The organism is Herbaspirillum sp. C7C2, from assembly GCF_022627865.1.
Classification (GTDB): Bacteria; Pseudomonadota; Gammaproteobacteria; order Burkholderiales; family Burkholderiaceae_D; genus Herbaspirillum; species Herbaspirillum frisingense.
In genome coordinates this window covers 19,091-36,254 of sequence record NZ_JABXGI010000011.1, presented here as the reverse complement: position 1 = coordinate 36,254, position 17,164 = coordinate 19,091, and the positions used below count along the sequence as shown (strand labels likewise).

Below are 17,164 nucleotides of genomic sequence, written 5' to 3'. Positions count from 1 at the left end.
CGATGAGCCGGTGCTCAGGCGCTGCCAGCGCCGGGCTCGGTCGAGCTTTGTGCGCGCGAGCGCAGGTAGCGCCACAAGCCTTCGGCGGAGTATACCGCGAGCGCCGCCCAGATCACGCAAAAGCCGATGGCGCGGGCGCCGGTGAAGGGTTCGCCGTAGATAAGCACCCCGCCCAGCAACTGGATGGTGGGCGAGATGTACTGCATCAGGCCCAGCATGGACAGCGGGATGCGGCGCGCACCATGGGCAAACAGCAACAGAGGTACCGCCGTGATGGGGCCGGACAGCACCAGCAGCACCTGGGCCGTGGTGGAGGCATGGGTAAAGGCATTGCTGTCGCGCACGGTATCGATGCCCAGCAACAGCAGCACCAGCGGCAGCATCAGCAGGGTTTCCAGCGACAGGCCTTCCAGCGGGCCCAGGTGGGCGGTCTTGCGCAGCAGGCCATAGAAAGCGAAGGACAGCGCGATCAGCAGCGAAATCCACGGCAGCTTGCCGTTGGCGAAGGTCAGCCACAGCACCGCACCCAGCGCCAGCAGGACCGAGAGCCATTGCAGCGGGCGCATGCGCTCCTTGAGGATCAGGTAGCCCATGAAGACGCTCATCAGGGGGCTCATGAAGTAACCCAGGCTGGTATCGACGATGCGCCCGGCATTCACCGCCCAGACATACAGGGTCCAGTTGCCGCTCAGCAGCAGTGCCGACAGCAGGCAACCGGCCACCACCCTGGGCTGACGCGCCACCTCCCCCAGCCAGCGCCACTGTCGCCGCCAGGCCAGCACACCCGCCAGGAACACGCAGGACCAGAACAGGCGCTGCACCACGATATCGAAGGAAGCAACCTCCTTCAACAACTTGAAGTAAAGCGGGAACAGGCCCCACAGGACGGAGGCGGCGACTGCGTGCAGCATGACGGTGACAGGAAAAAAGGAAGGCGGCCGCGACCAGCGCACATGGCTACCAGGCGCAAAACTGATCGGGGCGGTGACAATCCGTCATTATTGCAGGATTCGCCTGGGGCGGCTTGCCCAGGCCCAACATGAGCCGCGTCAGCCGCATCAGCCCAACCGCACTTCCACGCGCGTGGTCATGGCCATGACCTGGCAGTCCTCGCTGGCCGCCGCGCGTTCGATCACCAGGACGTCGGCCGCGCCCACCGTGATCAGCGGGTGATGCCAGACGCCGCGCCGCAGCGTCACGCCCTGGCCGGGCTCGATCATGAAGGCGACGATGGCTGCCTCGTCGGGGGTGTCGCCACTGCCGGCCAACACCGCCAGGCAGCGACTGGCCCCCAGCGGGATGAAGCTCTGGCTGCCCAGGCAATGGCGCTCGAAGGCGCGCAGGGGATAGGGCGCCCGGTGGGTCTGCGCGTCGGTGCGGAACAGGGCCACGCAGGCGCGCCCGTCCTGCTCCTCTACATCCAGCCGGGCCACGTCATCGAAACGTTGGGTGGTGCCGAAGTTGATCTCACGCCCGGCCTCGCCCGGCGCGATCAGGTCGCCGTAGGGCGCAAAGGCCCGTGCCGTCAGCGGCTGCGCCAGCACCACCCGCGGCGTGGGCTCAGGCGCACTCATGCATCAGTCTCGCGGCATAGCGGATCAGGGAACGGTCGCTGCCGACCGGTGCGATCAGCGAGAATCCGAAGGGTGCGCCATCCAGGCGCATCAGCGGCAAGGAGATCTGCGGGCAGCCCGACAGCCCGGCCAGGCAAAGCATGCGCACGGCCTGGTTGCGATAGTTTTCCAGGGACTGTTCGGAGTCGGTCAGCAGTGGCGCCACATCCGGCGCGCTGGGCAACAGCAGCACGCCATCCTGGCCCAGCAGGCGCTGGAAGACTTCGCGGAAGCCGGCGCGCACCGCACTATGCTGCTGCATCTGCTGCTGCGTGATGGTGGCCGACCAGGAGAAACGCTCGGCCACGCCCGGGCCGAGCTGGAAATCATGACGACGGATCTGCTCGCCATGGGCCTGCCAGGCTTCATAGCCCTGGATGTGGCGGAAGGCCCAGTACAGGGTATCGAAGGAAGGCGCGGCGGTCTTCACCGGTTGCGGGGTGCCGATCACGCCAGCCAGACGATCCAGCGTATGCGAGAACACCTCCTGCACACGGGGCTCCAGCAGGGCCAGCACGTCTGCCGCCACCATGGTGCGTGGCTGCTCGGGCAGGGGCGCGCTATCAGGGCCCAGCAAGACCTCGCCGGCGCGGCTGAACACCCCCATGTCGCGGGCGAACCAGCCGCAGGTGTCGAAGCTACTGGCCAGGTCCATGACCCCGGCCAGCGATACGCGCCCATGCGTAGGACGCAAGCCGATCAGGCCGCAATGGCTGGCCGGCACGCGCACCGAACCGCCGGTATCGGTCCCCAGTGCCAGATCGGCCAGGTCGTTGGAGACCGCCGAGGCCGAACCGGAACTGGAGCCACCGGGAATGCGATCGGGTGCACCGCCATTGCGCGGCGTGCCGAAGTGGGCGTTCTTGCCATTCATGGAGAAGGCCAGTTCATCGGTATAGACCTTGCCCACGAAATGGGCGCCGGCCTGCAGCAGTGCCTGCACTGCCGGCGCCGAAGAAGACTTGATGCCGGACATGGCCAGCATGTGCGGATTGCCGCAACCGGTGGGGTAGCCGGCCACATCGAAGATATCCTTCACGGCCAGGCGGACCCCGGCCAGCGGGCCGGCAGCGGCATTCTCCAGCGGCACGGGAGGATAGGGGACGAAACAGCGGGCGGAGACAGCAGCAGCGGCGTGGGCATCGGCGGTCATGCAAAGGTCCTTGTCAGGTCAGAGTGTTCGGGGTAGTCGGGATGGTCGGGATGCAGGGCAGGCAGTAGCCGGCAGTCAGGCGGCGAACTGTAGTTCCTGCGCACGCAGACAGCGTACCGCATGCTGCGCATCCAGTTTCAGCTCGGGGGGTTGCTGGTTCAGGCAATCCGGTCGGGCATGGGCGCAGCGTTCGGCGAAGGCACAGCCGGGCGGGAGATTGGCGAGATCCGGCGGCGCACCGGGAATGGTCTGCAGGCGCTGGCCCTTCTGCATGGCGCCATGACTGCGGCTTTGCAGCAGCGACATGGTGTAGGGATGGCGCGGCTGGGTCAGCAGCCGGGCGGCAGGTCCCTGTTCGACAATGCGACCGGCGTACATCACGGCGATGCGGTCGGCCACCTCGACGGCGGCGCCGATATCGTGCGTGACGAAGATGATCGACAAACCCAGCTCGCGCTGCAGTTCACGCAGCAACAGCAGGATCTGGATCTGCACCGTGGCATCCAGTGCGGTGGTGGGTTCATCGGCCAGCAAGACCTTGGGCGAGCACGACAGGGCCAGTGCGATCATGGCGCGCTGGCGCATGCCGCCCGACATCTCGTGCGGATAGGCATCCAGGCGGCGCTCCGGGCTGGGGATGCGCACCTTTTCGAACAGCGCCAGCGCCTGGGCGCGGGCCTCGGTCGCCGAGACCTTGCGATGGCGGCGGATGGTCTCGACGATCTGGGCGCCCACGGTATAGACCGGGTCCAGCGCCAGCAGCGGCTCCTGGAAGATCATGGCGACCGCATCGCCGCGCAGGGCCGAGAGCTCGCGCCCGTTCATGGCCAGCACGTCGCGGCCATCGACTTCCAGCCGGCCCTCGATGCGGGTGCGTGCTTCGGGGTGCAGGCGCATGATGGAGCGTAGCGTGACACTCTTGCCCGAACCGGACTCGCCGATCAGGGCCACCACCTCGCCCTCGGCCAGTTCCAGGTCCACGCCACTGACGGCACGGATGGTCTTGCCGGGCGCCTTGAAGCTCACGCGCAGATCCTGCAGGCGCACCATGGATTGCTTGCCTTGTTCAGCCATGTTGCGGCTCCTCGATGATCATGCCGGCCTCGAAGGCGGTGGCGTCGTAGCCACTGCCCGCTTCATAACGCAGGCAGGCCACGCCATGCCCGGGCGTCGCCTCGACGAAACTGGGAGCGCGCTGCTTGCAGACTTCCTGCGCGAACTGGCAGCGCGTATGGAAGCGGCAGCCGGAGGGCGGGTTGATGGGATTGGGTGGATCGCCCGCCAGCGGGGCTTCCTCGGTGCGGCGGGCAGGGTCCATGCTGGGCATGGACCGCAGCAGCGCCCGTGTGTAGGGATGGCGGGGCGCGTCAAACACCTGCTCGGCCGGACCGACCTCCACCACCTGGCCCAGGTACATGACCAGCACGCGGTCAGAGATGAAGCGCACCACGTTCAGGTCGTGGCTGATGAAGAGATAGGTCAGGCCGAACTCCTGCTTCAGGTCCAGCAGCAGGTTCAGCACCTGGGCCTCGACCGACTTGTCCAGGGCCGACACGGCTTCGTCCAGGATCACCAGGCGCGGCTCCAGGGCCAGGGCGCGGGCGATATTGACGCGCTGGCGCTGGCCACCGGAGAGTTCGTGCGGATAACGTCCGGCAAACCGCTCCGGCTGCAGGCCCACACGTGCCAGCAGGCTGCGGGCGCGGGCGATGGCCTGGCGTGCCGGCAGGCCGTGCACGGTGGGCGCAAAGGCAATCGAATCCTCGATGGTCATGCGCGGGTTGAGCGAGGAATAACTGTCCTGGAACACCATCTGCGCCTGGCGCCGGAACTGGCGCAGGGGCAAGGCGCGCGAACCGACGGTCTGGCCGTCGAACACCAGCTCGCCGCTGTCCTGCTGGATCAGCTGCATCAGCACGCGGGCGGTGGTGGACTTGCCGCAGCCGGACTCACCGACCACACCCAGGGTTTCGCCCTTCATGATGTCGAAGCTCACGCCATCGACGGCGCGCACGGCATTGGCCGGCCCCCGCTGGAAGGGCAGGCCCTGCTGTTTGAGCGGGAAGTGCTTGAGCAGCGCACGCACGCCCAGCAGCGGCTGGCGCGGGCCGCCGATGTCTTGCTTGTCCTCGCTCAGGAGATGGGCAGTCAGGCTCATTGTTTGACCTCCATGGCCGAACGCAGGCCGTCGGACAACAGGTTGAAGGAAATCGAAGTCACGAAGATGAAGGCACCCGGCAAGGCCGCCACCCAGGGCTGGGTATAGATGGCAGTGCGCAGGGTATTCAACATCAGGCCCCATTCCGGCTCGGGCGGCTTCACGCCCAGGCCGAGGAAGGACAGGCCCGAGGCCAGGATCATCGACACCGAGATCAGGCTGGTGGAGTACACGAAGATCGGTCCCAGCACATTGCCCAGCACATGCGCCCGTACGATGGTGAAGGCACCGGCCCCGGAGGCGCGTGCGGCATCGACATAGTCGCTGCGCCGCACCTGGGTGGTGACGCTCTCGGCGATGCGGGCGATCTGCGGCACGAAGACGATGGTCAGCGAGGTGAGCGCGTTGAAGATGCCAGCACCCAGGGCGCCGGACAGCGCGATGGCCAGCAACACCGAGGGAAAGGCGTAGAGGATGTCGATGCTGCGCATGATGGCGGTATTGGTGAAGCCGCCCGCATAACCGGCCAGGATGCCCAGGGCGCTGCCGATCACGAAGGCCAGCAGCACCGGCGTGATCCCCATGAACAGCGACAGTCGCCCGCCCAGCAACAGGCGCGAGAACAGGTCACGTCCCAGTTCGTCGGTCCCCAGCAGGTGACCGGCGGTGCCGATGGGTTTCAGGCGCGCAAACATCGAGGTGGCGAAGGGATCACTGGGCATCACCCAGGGTGCGGCGACGGCGGCGAAGATCAGCAGCAGCAGGATGCCGGCGGCGATCATGGCACCGGGGTTGCGCACCAGGCGTGCGGCGACGTTGGCCCAGTGGCCGCGCGAGCGCCGCAGGGTAGCGTCCTGCGCATCGGCAGTGTCGAGGGCGGAGACGGGGGTGGTGAGATTCATGTCAGGCTCGCTCGATACGGGGGTCGAAGATGGTTTGCAGGATATCCACCAGCAGGTTCAACGCGACGAAGAACAGGGCCAGCACCAGGATGCTTCCCTGCAGCAGCGGCAGGTCGCGCTGGAAGATCGCCTGGTTCAGCAGGAAGCCGGTGCCGGGCCAGGAAAACACGGTCTCGATCAGGATCGAGCCGCCCAGCAGGTAGCCGAGTTGCAGGCCCATCACGGCCAGCGCGGTGGGGGCGGCGTTCTTGACCACATGGCGCAGCACACCGGCATCGGACAGGCCGCGCGCCTTCAGGCCGACCACGAACTCCTGCGACAGGATGTCGGCCACGAGCGCCCGCACGGTACGGGCGATGATGCCCATGGGGATGAAGGACATGGTGACGGCCGGCATGATCAGGTACTTCATGTGTTCCAGGTCCCACACCCACGCGCCCGAACCATCGGGCCCGGCGCCGGTGGCGGGCAGCCACATCAGCTTGGACGAGAACACGATCACCAGCACCATGCCCAGCCAGTAGTGCGGGACCGAGACGCCCACCACCGAGATGAAGGAAGCCAGCCGGTCGATCCAGGAATTGCGGAAGTAGCCCGCCACGAATCCGAACAGCGAACCGAAGACGAAACCGATCAGGGTGGCCACGGCGGCCAGCATGAAGGTATTGCCGACCGCCTTGAACACTTCGGCGGCCACCGGCCGGCCGGTGGCGATCGAACTGCCCAGGTCACCATGCAGGGCGCGCCAGACCCAGCTCAGGAACTGCTCGGGATAGCTGCGGTTGAAGCCGTAGAGTTCCATCAACTGCTTTTGCAGGTCGGCCGAGGCATCCGGCGGCAGGATCGAGACCAGCGGATCACCCGGGGCGATATGGACCAGCATGAAACAGAGAAAGGCCACGCCCAGCATGATGGGCAGGGCGTAGAGGGTGCGTCGTATGAGGTAGGCGATCATGGCGGTTCCGGCGACGGGTCGGGATCAGCGGCACCAGCGCCGCAAACAAGGCAAGACAAGGGATGGTGCAGAAAACGTCAAGGTGCAAAAAACGTCAAAGTACGGGAAGCGTCAGCGGCGCCGGGTCGTGCAGGGTGGCGCCACTGACGCGGTTCAGTCTCAGTCCATGCTCATGGTGGCGATATCGATGAACCAGCTTTGCGGCTGGACCACGCCCTTGACCTTGGCGGCGATGGCACGCGGACCGGTGTCGTGGGCCACCCAGACGAAGGGCGCCTCATCCACGATCTTGGCGTGCAACTGGGCCAGCAATGCATCACGTTGCTTGGGATCGAAGGTGGTGCGGGCCTTGGCGATCAGGGCGTCCACCTCCGGGTTGCTGTAGAAGCCCCAGTTGTTGGAGGTCGGCGGCGCAGCCTTGGTATCGACGAAACGCACCATGGCAAAGAACGGGTCCATCGAGGCGAAGCTGACGTTGATCGCATTGGCACCGTGCGCGCTCGGGTCCTTCGCGCCGATGCGCCAGTTGGTATAGAGCGTGTTCCACTCGATGACGTCGAACTGCACATCGAAGAAGCAATCCTTCAGGTTCTGCTGCATGAACTCGTTCATCGGCAGCGGTTGCATCTGGCCCGAGCCAGAGGCCGAGATCTGCACCTTCACCGTCAGCGGCTTGGCCGCCGAGTAGCCGGCTTCGCTCATGAGTTTCTTGCCGGCGGCAGGGTCGTACTTGATCTGGAAGCTGGGGTTGCCACGCCACGGGTGGCCGGGTTCCACGGTACCGGTGGCTTCACCCATGAGACCGCCCAGCAGCTGCTTCATGGCCGGACGGTTCACGCACAGGTTGGCAGCATGGCGCACGCGCTTGTCCAGCCAGGGCGAACCGGGGACGAAGGAGAGTTGCCACGGCCACACGTGCGGCTGCGGATTGGAATAGATCTTGAAGCCGCGCGCCTTGATGGCGTCCAGCGCGTCAGGCGCGGGGGCCTCGATCCAGTCCACCTGGCCCGACATCAGGGCGGCAGTGCGCGAGTTGGCCTCGGGCAGGGGCAGCATCACCACGCGATCGATCTTGGGACGGCGCGCCGGGTCCCAGTAGCCGTCATTCTTGACCACTTCCAGGCGCTCGCGCGGGACGAACTTGGCCATGCGGAACGGGCCGGTGCCGGACGCGTCAGCGGCGAAAGCGGCCCAGGCCTGCTTGGAGCGCTCGGCCTTGTCGGTCACCGAGGCCGGCACGGCGGCCAGCTTCTTGTCCCACTGCGCAGGCGAGGCCATGAACAGGTTGGTCAGGTTGATCGGCAGGAAGGAATCGGGCTCGGAGGTGGTCAGTTCCACGGTCAGATCGTCGATCTTCTTGGCGCCGCGCAGGGTGGGCATGCGCGAGGCAGTCACGCCGACCTGGCTGGGGTCGAACTGGGCGGCGTTCTTGTCCAGCACCTTGTTGACGTTCCAGACCACGGCATCGGCATTGAAGGCCGAACCGTCATGGAATTTCACGCCGGGACGCAGCTTGAAGATCCACTTGGTCTTGTCCTTGGCATCGACCTGCCACGACAGGGCCAGGTCGGGAATCAGTTCACTGGCCTTGTCGGCCTTGGACAGGTCCCATTGCGTCAGGCCGTCATACATGGGGATGCCGGTGAAACGGTTGCCCTCGAAGCCCTGGTCGGGCTGGCCCAGCGTGCGCGGGATGTCGCCGGCGGTCATGGCGATGCGCAACACCTTTTCGGCGTGGGCGGGCAAGGCAGCCAGACTGGCAAAGGTACCGAAGGCCAGGGTACAGGCCAGCGTCAGGGTAGCGGTCTTGGGAAATTTCATGGCAGTGCTTTCCTTGTTGAGGGACGACGATGGAAACGACAGATGAAACGCAAAGGACTCGATGGCGACCTTGCCAGGTGAGTGCGGTTGGCCGACATCAGGACGGGGAAAAACCGAGACCGACCCGCTCGGCGGCATTGGCGATGTGTTCCTGCATGGCGCGGCGCGCACCCTCAATGTCGCCTGCCGAGATGGCAGCGGCGATGACACGGTGCTCCACGGCGGGCGCCCAGATGCGTTCGCGATCGGCAAATGGCACGCGCAGGCTGTGGCTGATGGGACGTTCGAACTGGCGCACCACCTGGACAAAGGCGGGGTTGCCGGAGAGTTCGGCGACCAGTTGATGGAATTCCAGGTCGGCATGCGAAGCACTGACCAGGTCGAGATTCTTGAGCGCATCCTCGAAGCGGGCCTGGATGCCCCAGAGGCGCGGCGTGGCATGGGCGGTGATGTGGCGCGCGGCCAGCGCGGCGGCCGCCGATTCGAGGACGTGGCGCAGCTGGAACACGGCCGCCAGATCCAGTTCGGGGGCGCTGCTGTCTTCCTCGCCCACGGAGGGTAGCGGCGGTGCGATGCGACCATCCTGGCGCTCGGCGACCAGGGTGCCCTTGCCAGGCACGGAGCGGATGAAGCCCAGCGCTTCCAGCATCGACAGGGCCTCGCGCAGGGACGCGCGGCTGATGCCCATCGACTCGGCCAGCTCGCGCTGGCTGGGCAGCATCTCACCGGCGGCATAGGTGCCGCTGAGAATCTGGCGCTGCAAGGTCTGTGCTGCGATATTGGGCATGCTCATGGTGGCGTCCTCGGATTGGCCTGACTGGTCAGACCGCGAAGACCTCTACAGCAACGAGCGTGCCACCTTCCCCCACGCAAGCCGCAAAGCCTTGCACAACAAGGCCTTGGCAGGCATGCAGGGAAACCGCACGAGGGCTGACGTGCCATGCGTCATGAGCGGTATTGATGCAGTGACGCACCTCATGCGTGAAGTGTCATCCCGAAAATCGGGCAGGCCGCGCCCAAAAAAAGACCCGGCGCATGGCCGGGTTGCATGAGTACTGCCAGCAGGATCGCGGCCTTACTGGACCGCCGGTGTCACCGGCTCATGCTTGGCCACCAGGTGATACAGCAGGAAGGCGGCGATACCGCAGATGGCCATCACCGAGACCAGCGGCAAGGCGGTGCCGTCATGCCACAGGCTCATCACCACGCCGGACAACACCCCCATGCCGAATTGCAGCGTCCCCATCAGCGCGGCCGCAGTACCGGCCTGACGGCCCTGGTGCTTCAATGCGATGGCGGTGGCGTTGGGGCCGGTGAAGCCGTAGGCGGTGAGGAAGCCGAAGAAGCCGAACAGCAGCAGCGGCAAGCTCTCCAGGCCGGCCAGTACCATCAGCGCTACCAGCAGGGAGAGGCCGGCCGGCACCCACAGCACCTTGCCCAGCACGCGCTCGGCCGAGCGCTTGACCACCAGCCGTGCATTGATCTGCGAGGCGGCAATCAGGCCGATGGCATTGGAGGCAAACACGAAGCCGAAGTATTGCGGCTTGATGCCGTGCAATTCGATCACCACGAACGGGCCGCCGGCGATGTAGGCAAACATGCCGGCCTGCACCAGGCCACCACACAACACATAGGACATGAACTGGCGATGCCGCAGCAGCCCCCAGTACTGGCGCAGCGTGCGTCCCAGGTGCAGCGGTTCGGCACGAGTGACATCCACGGTTTCGGTCAGGTATTTGCGTGTACCTGCCATGCACAGCAGCCCGAAGATGGTCAGCACCACGAAGATGCCGCGCCAGCTGGCGAAGACCAGCATCAGGCCACCGATGAAGGGAGCGAGGATGGGCGCCAGGCCAAACACCAGCATCAGCATCGAGAAGGCCTTGGCCGATCCTTCCGCGCCCATGCGGTCGCGCACCATGGCCCGCGGGATCACCATGCCGGCACTGCCGCCCAGGCCCTGGAACAGGCGCAGCACGATCAGGGTCTCGATGTTCTGGGCGAAGATGCACAGCAGCGAACAGACGAAGTACAGCGCGATACCGAAGAACAGCGGCGGCTTGCGCCCGAAGCGGTCCGACAACGGGCCATAGAACATCTGGCCCACCGCCAGGCCGATCAGGAAGGAGGCCAGGGTGAGCTGCACCAGGTTGGTCCCCACACCCAGGTCCTGGGCGATGGCGGTGAAGCTGGGCAGGTACATGTCGATGGCCAGGGCGCCCATCGCGGTGAGCGCGGCCAGGACTGCCAGCCATGGAGGAAATTTGCCCGTCGAGAGCGATTGATCGTTGTTGTGCATGTGGAATTGTCGAGGCAGCCGCATTGCGCGCGAAGGCGTGGATCATTCGAAGTGAACCGCTGCGGCCTGATGGCGTGAGGGCCGTATTATAAAGTGCCGGCTTGCTTCCATCAGCGGACTGCATCAAGTAATGCGAGCTTGCCGCCAAGAAAAAACTGAGCCCGGACAATAAAATCAAACAGCGCTCGTGCAGGTTCGCACAAAAGCTGGCACACTCGTTCGCATCGTTTTCAGATCACGGGACTCCATGCAGGGAGCGGCAGGTAGGCGCAGTGCGAGCCTCACGCCGGCGATACGGTGCGGCACGTTGCTGTAGAACAAAAAAGATCTTTGCCGCAGGGGAAATCAATGCGTGGCCGATTTACGCCATCAATTACACGCGCGCCCGTCGGAAGCCGTCGATCAGGCGGCTGGCCGGCGGACTTGACAGGACAGACCCTCGCCGGCCTCAAGCTCGTCATTGCCAGGGTGGCTGCGGCATTGCTGCTGGCCGCCTGCGGAGGCGGCGATGATGGCGCTGCCGAGCCGGCGGCCAGCCAGACGGTCGATCGCGCCGAGTCGTCCGGACCGCTGGTGCTGACGGCACTGGTGTGGGCGCCGGACTGGTCGGAGGAAATGCATCGGGTGGCCGATGCATTTGTCCGCGATCATCCCGATGTGCGCATCGACCTGCAGTTCATGATCGGCAATTCCGTCGAGGAAAATCTCAAGCCCCGTGCGGCCACCGACAGCCTGCCCGACATCATCTCCGTCAACGCCAGCCCCTACACCGCCGAGCTGGCCGATCAGGGCATGCTGGCCGACCTCGGGCAGACACGCGCCTGGAACAATCTGCTGGACATCCTGCAACGCGAGTGGACCGCGCCGGGCGGCCGGCGCTACGGCATCCCCTCGGGTATCGCCACCACGCTGATCTACTACAACCGCGAGATGTTCGAGCGCGCCGGCATCACCGCGCCGCCAACCGACTTCGAGGCCTTCCTGGCAACCGGTGCGACGCTGCGAAAGGCCGGCTTCACGCCCCTGGCCCTGTCGGGCGCCTTCCCCAACATGTTGGGCAATGGGCCGTTCAGCTATGGCTTTGCCAATGCCATTGCGGCCAATGTCCCAGACTGGCGCGCCCGTATCGCCGATGGCAGCTTGCAGCTGGACAACCCGCAGGGCATTTCCATCTTCAGTCGCCTGCGTACGCTGGTGGAGCAGAAGATGGTCCAGGCCGACTGCCTGCGCGCCGGATACGATGCCACCCTGAACCAGTTTGCCGAGGGCCGTGTGGCGATGACCTTCCAGGGAACCTGGGCGGCAGGCATGCTGATGCATGGGCGCGGGATGCGGGTGGGCGTCTTCGTGCCACCGTGGAACGACAAGGGCCAGCCCATCAGGCCGGTCATCGGCAGCGAGACCGGTTTTGCCGTGGCCCAGGGCAGCAGCGCGCGGCACCGGGAAGTCGCGGCGCAGTTCCTGGATTTCCTGTATGGCCCGGGCATGAGCATCTGGCAGGGCAAGCGCCAGAACATCCCGCCCTTCCGCGTGATCGCAGGCGACGTCAAGGGCGACCGGGCGCTGTTTGCGCTGTTGGACGAGATGACACGCGACGCGGCGCGCACCAATGCGCCCGGTCTGTACTACTCGCTGTTACCGGTCAATACCATCGAGGTCTTGCATAAGCAGCTGCAGGCAGTCCTGGCGGGCAGCTCCATGCCGGCGCAGGCCGCGCGTGCACTGCAGGATTCCATCGCCGAACAGGCCGGCCTGGCGGGCAAGTGAGGCGGGAGACAGGATATGTTCCATGCATAGACGGCTAGACTTCCTCTCCCTGGGTTTCCTGCGCAGGATCGAGATCCGCTATCGGCTGATCAATTCCTTCATCCTGGTGTCGCTGGTGCCGCTGTTGATCTCGGGGCTGCTGGCCTACCGTGAGACCAGCCGCGCGACCCAGGACAAGGTGCGCGCCTACTCGGTGCAGGTAGCCCGGCAGATTTCACAGAACCTGCTGCTGCGCATGGAAAAGATCGAGGACACCAGCGAGGAACTGGCGCTCTCGGACAAGCTACAGCGCCTGCTGGGCGATTATTACAGCGGCCATGAGGCCGCCAGTGCGGCGGCCCGCAGCGGCGTAGCTCGGGTGCTGCTCGATACCTATGGGGCCTTGCCTGACGTCAACCAGAAATACCTGCTGGACCGGCGGCGCCAGGTCATCGATCCGCAGATCTTCGCGCCGCTGGCCGGCAGCATCAGCCGCGTGGCCGAAGAGGCCCCCGACCTGGGTGGGCGCGCCTGGTGGACGCTCTATCACGCCGGCCACGGCCAGAAGAGCGTGGCCATGCTGCGTGAGATCCGCTTTACCGGCAACAACCGTCCGGCCGGCTATCTGTTCGTGGGAGTGAGGCCGAGCTATTTCTTCAGCATCTTCGAGGGCGTGGAACTGGGCTATGACTCCAGCATCTTCATCGTCGACGCCAGCGATGGCACGGTGGTGGTGCAGGGGCGCGACGGCAGCGCCAGCACCGCCGATCCGGCCTTGCTGAGCGGCATCTCGGAAAGCCTGTCGCAACGGCGCACCAGCGACTTCATCGCCTATACCGGGCTGGACAAGACACGCTACTACGCCGCCATCGCCAAGCTGCCACACTCGTCGTGGTGGGTGGTCAGTACCACGCCCAGCGACAAGCTCAACGCCGACACCCGTTCGGTACGCGACAAGATCATCGCCATCGGCCTGGGCTGCTTTGCGGTCTCGCTGCTGCTCTCGGCGCTGATCGCGCGCAGCATCAGCGTACCGCTGCAGCGGCTGGTCGGTGCCATGAAGGAAGCCGGCAGCGGCGATACCACGGTGCGGGTGGCGCAGGAAGGGGGCGACGAGATCGCCGTGCTCTCGCGCAAGTTCAATGAGATGGCCGGCAAGCTGCAGCAGAACAAGGAAGAACTGGAACAGCAGGTGGCGCTGCGCACGCACGAGCTGGAGCGCGCCAACCGGAAGCTGGAAGCGCTCTCGGCCACCGATGGGCTGACCGGCGTGGCCAATCGGCGACGCTTCGACGAGGTGCTGGTCAATGAGCTGCGGCGCTCGGTGCGCTCCGGTCATCCGCTGGCCTTGCTGATGCTGGACGTGGATTACTTCAAGAAATACAACGACCGTTATGGCCATGTGGCCGGCGACGAATGCCTGCGCATCGTGGCGCGGGTGCTGCAGAAGAGTTCACGCCGGGCGACCGATTTGGTGGCCCGCTACGGTGGCGAGGAGTTCAGCGTCATCATCGCCGAGAGCGATACCGCGCATGCCCTGCAGCAGGCCGAGAACATCTGCCAGGCCATCTTCGAACTGAAGCTGCCGCATGCCGATTCGCCCTCCGGCTACATCACCGCCAGCATCGGCGTGGCCGCCCTGCAGGCCGACGACAGCACCACCGCCGAGCAGGTGGTACGCATTGCCGACCAGGCGCTGTATCACGCCAAATACCAGGGCCGCAACCGGGTGGTGCTGGGCAGCGATGCCACACGCAACCTGTGAGTCCGACTCCTGCCTGCTGACAAAGCGCTGACGATGGAAGTCCCTTTGTAAAGTTTGATAAAGCGCGGCTATTCCGCCCTGAACCATTGACCGTGCGCTGCATCATACCGCTATGCCAACCCGTCACCCTTGAGAGAGGTATAGCAGATGAACCCGAGTCGCCAAGAAAAAAAACACTGGACCATCGAAGACATCGACCTGAACCGCATTGACCTGGAGCGCGTACGCCACGATGAAGACCTGTTCTATCTGGTCGCCTGTGCCTCCTTCGTGGAAAGCGGTTCGGACCTTTACACGCACAACCTGGTGGAATACTACAAGGGCGATGCCGAGGTCGAGAGCTGGCTGCGCGAACAATGGGAAAAGGAAGAACTGCAACACGGCGCGGCGCTGCGCGCCTATGTCGAACACGTCTGGCCGGAGTTCGACTGGCAGCGTGCCTATCAAAGCTTCCTCGACGAGTATTCCGGTTACTGCAAGGTCGAGCTGCTCGAACCCACCCGCGCCCAGGAGCTGGCGGCGCGCTGCGTGGTCGAGACCGGGACCTCCACCTACTACCGCGCCCTGGCGCGTGCCACGGACGAGCCGGTACTCAAGCACCTGGCGGGCCTGATCGCCACTGACGAGGTCAACCACTACAAGCACTTCTACCAGTACTTCCGCCGTTACCGCCGCCAGGAAAACATCGGCCGCTCGCGCGTCTTCGGCACCCTGAGCCGGCGTACGCTGGAACTCAAGAACGAGGACGCCGACTGCGCCATCCGCCATGTGGTGATGATGCACAAGCCGGAGCTGGCAGCCGACCCGGTGCGGCTCAAGGAACTGGCCTCGCGCATGAGCCGCACGGTGCGCGTGAATCTCAAACCCGAGACCACCATCAAGATGATCATGCGGCCGCTGGAGCTGCCGGTAGCGCTACAGAACATGATCGAATTTCCCCTGCGGCAATTCATGCAGCACGTGCTGTTGCGCTGAACGCCCTGCAATGGATGGTCCGGCTGCAGGGGCCGCAAGGAGCCCATGAAGTGCAGTACCCCGCATCCGGCCGGATCCCATTGTTAACAATCCTGACGGCCCGCCTGCTGCCCGGTGCGATCCTCTCCAAATCACGCCAAACCCGCCTGGGCTGGCGCCTGGCGACTTGCCCCAAGATCGGGCATCAAGAAGCGCCAGCTTGGTGAATATTGCCGTTGCACCATGACGCTGTCGACAATTGCGCTCACCTTTGGTGCGCAAATCTGTTCCGGCTGACAACATTTCTCCCTCCCGCCGTCTCGTCCCGCCCCGCTTTGATGCAGGCCTGCGCCCGTGGCGCGCCATTGGCACGCATTCTGCTAAAGCGACTGGGCAGTGAAAAAAATCTTCCAAAACTTTTCTCGAGGGAGCACCACATGTCACGTCGTACCGTACTGAAAGCCACCGCACTGGGCGCATTCGCACTGGCCGCATCCTCCTGGCTGCCCTCCGCCTTCGCGGCCGACACCATCAAGGTCGGTATCCTGCACTCGCTGTCGGGCACCATGGCCATCTCCGAAACGTCCCTGAAGGACGTGGCCCTGATGACCATCGACGAAATCAACGCCGCCGGCGGCGTGATGGGCAAGAAGCTGGAACCGGTGATCGTTGACCCCGCTTCCAACTGGCCGCTGTTCGCAGAAAAGGCTCGCCAGCTGATTTCGCAGGACAAGGTGTCGGTGGTGTTCGGTTGCTGGACCTCGGTGTCGCGCAAGTCGGTGCTGCCGGTCTTCAAGGAACTGAACAGCCTGCTGTTCTACCCGGTGCAATACGAAGGTGAAGAGCTGGAGAAGAACGTCTTCTACACTGGTGCTGCGCCCAACCAGCAGGCCATCCCTGCGGTCGAATACCTGATGTCCAAGGAAGGTGGCGGCGCCAAGCGCTTCGTGCTGCTGGGTACCGACTATGTCTACCCGCGCACCACCAACAAGATCCTGCGCGCCTTCCTGCACAGCAAGGGCGTGAAGGACTCCGACATCGACGAGGTCTACACCCCCTTCGGTCACTCCGACTACCAGACCATCGTGGCCAACATCAAGAAGTTCTCGGCCGGTGGCAAGACCGCTGTGATCTCGACCATCAACGGCGACTCCAACGTGCCCTTCTACAAGGAACTGGGCAACGCCGGCCTGAAGGCGACCGACGTGCCGGTGGTGGCATTCTCTGTGGGTGAAGAAGAACTGCGTGGCGTGGATACCAAGCCGCTGGTAGGCCACCTGGCTGCCTGGAACTACTTCGAGTCGGTGAAGAACCCGGTCAACACCGCCTTCATCAAGAAGTGGAAGGAATACGCCAAGGCCAAGAACCTGCCCAACGCTGATACCGTCGTGACCAACGACCCGATGGAAGCCACCTACGTGGGTATCCACATGTGGGCACAGGCCGTGGAAAAGGCCAAGTCCACCGACACCGACAAGGTGATCGCGGCCATGGGCGGCCAGACCTACAAGGCACCGTCGGGCTACACGCTGGAAATGGACAAGACCAACCACCACCTGCACAAGCCCGTGATGATCGGCGAAATCAAGGCCGACGGTCAGTTCAACGTGGTCTACAAGACCAAGACCACCATCCGCGCGCAACCGTGGAGCCCGTATATCCCGGGTAACGAAAGCAAGCAGAAGAACTAAGCTTGTTGTAGTTGCAAGGCGTTCTTTCGGAGCGCCTTCGATACGCCGCGTTGCGGCTACTCAGTCCGAACGGGTCCTTGTTGCACAACCCACGGACCGTCCGATCT

General features: G+C 64.7%; 14 protein-coding genes. 4 read left to right on the top strand and 10 right to left on the bottom strand.

The features are described 5' to 3' along the window. Positions 1-14: 14 nt before the first annotated feature. From rarD to HWE04_RS15225, 10 genes are all read right to left on the bottom strand, one after another. Complete coding sequence (rarD, locus tag HWE04_RS15270; protein ID WP_241812921.1) at positions 15-911, bottom strand: EamA family transporter RarD; 897 nt, start codon at positions 909-911, stop codon at positions 15-17. A gap of 147 nt (positions 912-1,058) precedes the next feature. Next, positions 1,059-1,574, bottom strand: coding sequence for an ureidoglycolate lyase (locus HWE04_RS15265; protein WP_241812919.1), 516 nt, complete (start codon positions 1,572-1,574; stop codon positions 1,059-1,061). Next, positions 1,561-2,766 carry an amidase gene (locus HWE04_RS15260; RefSeq protein ID WP_241812918.1) on the bottom strand — a complete coding sequence of 402 codons (1,206 nt, stop codon included), beginning with the start codon at positions 2,764-2,766 and terminating at the stop codon, positions 1,561-1,563. Before HWE04_RS15260 ends, HWE04_RS15265 begins: the two co-directional genes overlap by 14 nt. A 75-nt stretch (positions 2,767-2,841) precedes the next feature. Beyond that, positions 2,842-3,840, bottom strand: coding sequence for an ABC transporter ATP-binding protein (locus tag HWE04_RS15255; protein WP_241812915.1), 999 nt, complete (start codon positions 3,838-3,840; stop codon positions 2,842-2,844). Further along, positions 3,833-4,924, bottom strand: coding sequence for an ABC transporter ATP-binding protein (locus HWE04_RS15250; RefSeq protein ID WP_241812914.1), 1,092 nt, complete (start codon positions 4,922-4,924; stop codon positions 3,833-3,835). Before HWE04_RS15250 ends, HWE04_RS15255 begins: the two co-directional genes overlap by 8 nt. Beyond that, on the bottom strand, positions 4,921-5,826 hold the full coding sequence (locus HWE04_RS15245) for an ABC transporter permease (RefSeq protein WP_006464617.1): 906 nt from the start codon (positions 5,824-5,826) through the stop codon (positions 4,921-4,923). Before HWE04_RS15245 ends, HWE04_RS15250 begins: the two co-directional genes overlap by 4 nt. Before the next feature lies 1 nt (position 5,827). Then, entirely contained in the window at positions 5,828-6,781 is a 954-nt protein-coding gene (locus HWE04_RS15240; RefSeq protein WP_006464618.1) for an ABC transporter permease, read from the bottom strand. 159 nt (positions 6,782-6,940) lie between these two features. Beyond that, positions 6,941-8,602: an ABC transporter substrate-binding protein gene (locus HWE04_RS15235; protein ID WP_006464619.1), complete on the bottom strand. Its 1,662-nt coding sequence runs from the start codon at positions 8,600-8,602 to the stop codon at positions 6,941-6,943. Positions 8,603-8,699: 97 nt separating this feature from the next. Beyond that, positions 8,700-9,395 carry a FadR/GntR family transcriptional regulator gene (locus HWE04_RS15230; protein WP_241812913.1) on the bottom strand — a complete coding sequence of 232 codons (696 nt, stop codon included), beginning with the start codon at positions 9,393-9,395 and terminating at the stop codon, positions 8,700-8,702. A gap of 282 nt (positions 9,396-9,677) precedes the next feature. Beyond that, positions 9,678-10,901, bottom strand: a complete 1,224-nt coding sequence (locus HWE04_RS15225; protein ID WP_234295087.1) for a Bcr/CflA family multidrug efflux MFS transporter — start codon at positions 10,899-10,901, stop codon at positions 9,678-9,680. Positions 10,902-11,381: 480 nt separating this feature from the next. Between HWE04_RS15225 and HWE04_RS15220 the strand changes: the two genes are divergently transcribed. From HWE04_RS15220 to urtA, 4 genes are all read left to right on the top strand, one after another. Beyond that, positions 11,382-12,668 (top strand): ABC transporter substrate-binding protein, encoded by a 1,287-nt coding sequence (locus HWE04_RS15220; RefSeq protein ID WP_446719236.1) that lies wholly within the window; start codon positions 11,382-11,384, stop codon positions 12,666-12,668. Positions 12,669-12,690: 22 nt separating this feature from the next. Then, positions 12,691-14,412, top strand: coding sequence for a sensor domain-containing diguanylate cyclase (locus HWE04_RS15215; RefSeq protein WP_006464623.1), 1,722 nt, complete (start codon positions 12,691-12,693; stop codon positions 14,410-14,412). A 147-nt stretch (positions 14,413-14,559) separates the two neighbouring features. Continuing rightward, entirely contained in the window at positions 14,560-15,387 is an 828-nt protein-coding gene (locus HWE04_RS15210) for a ferritin-like domain-containing protein (protein WP_241812910.1), read from the top strand. Positions 15,388-15,803: 416 nt separating this feature from the next. Next, entirely contained in the window at positions 15,804-17,057 is a 1,254-nt protein-coding gene (gene urtA, locus HWE04_RS15205) for an urea ABC transporter substrate-binding protein (protein WP_241812909.1), read from the top strand. Positions 17,058-17,164 lie beyond the last annotated feature (107 nt).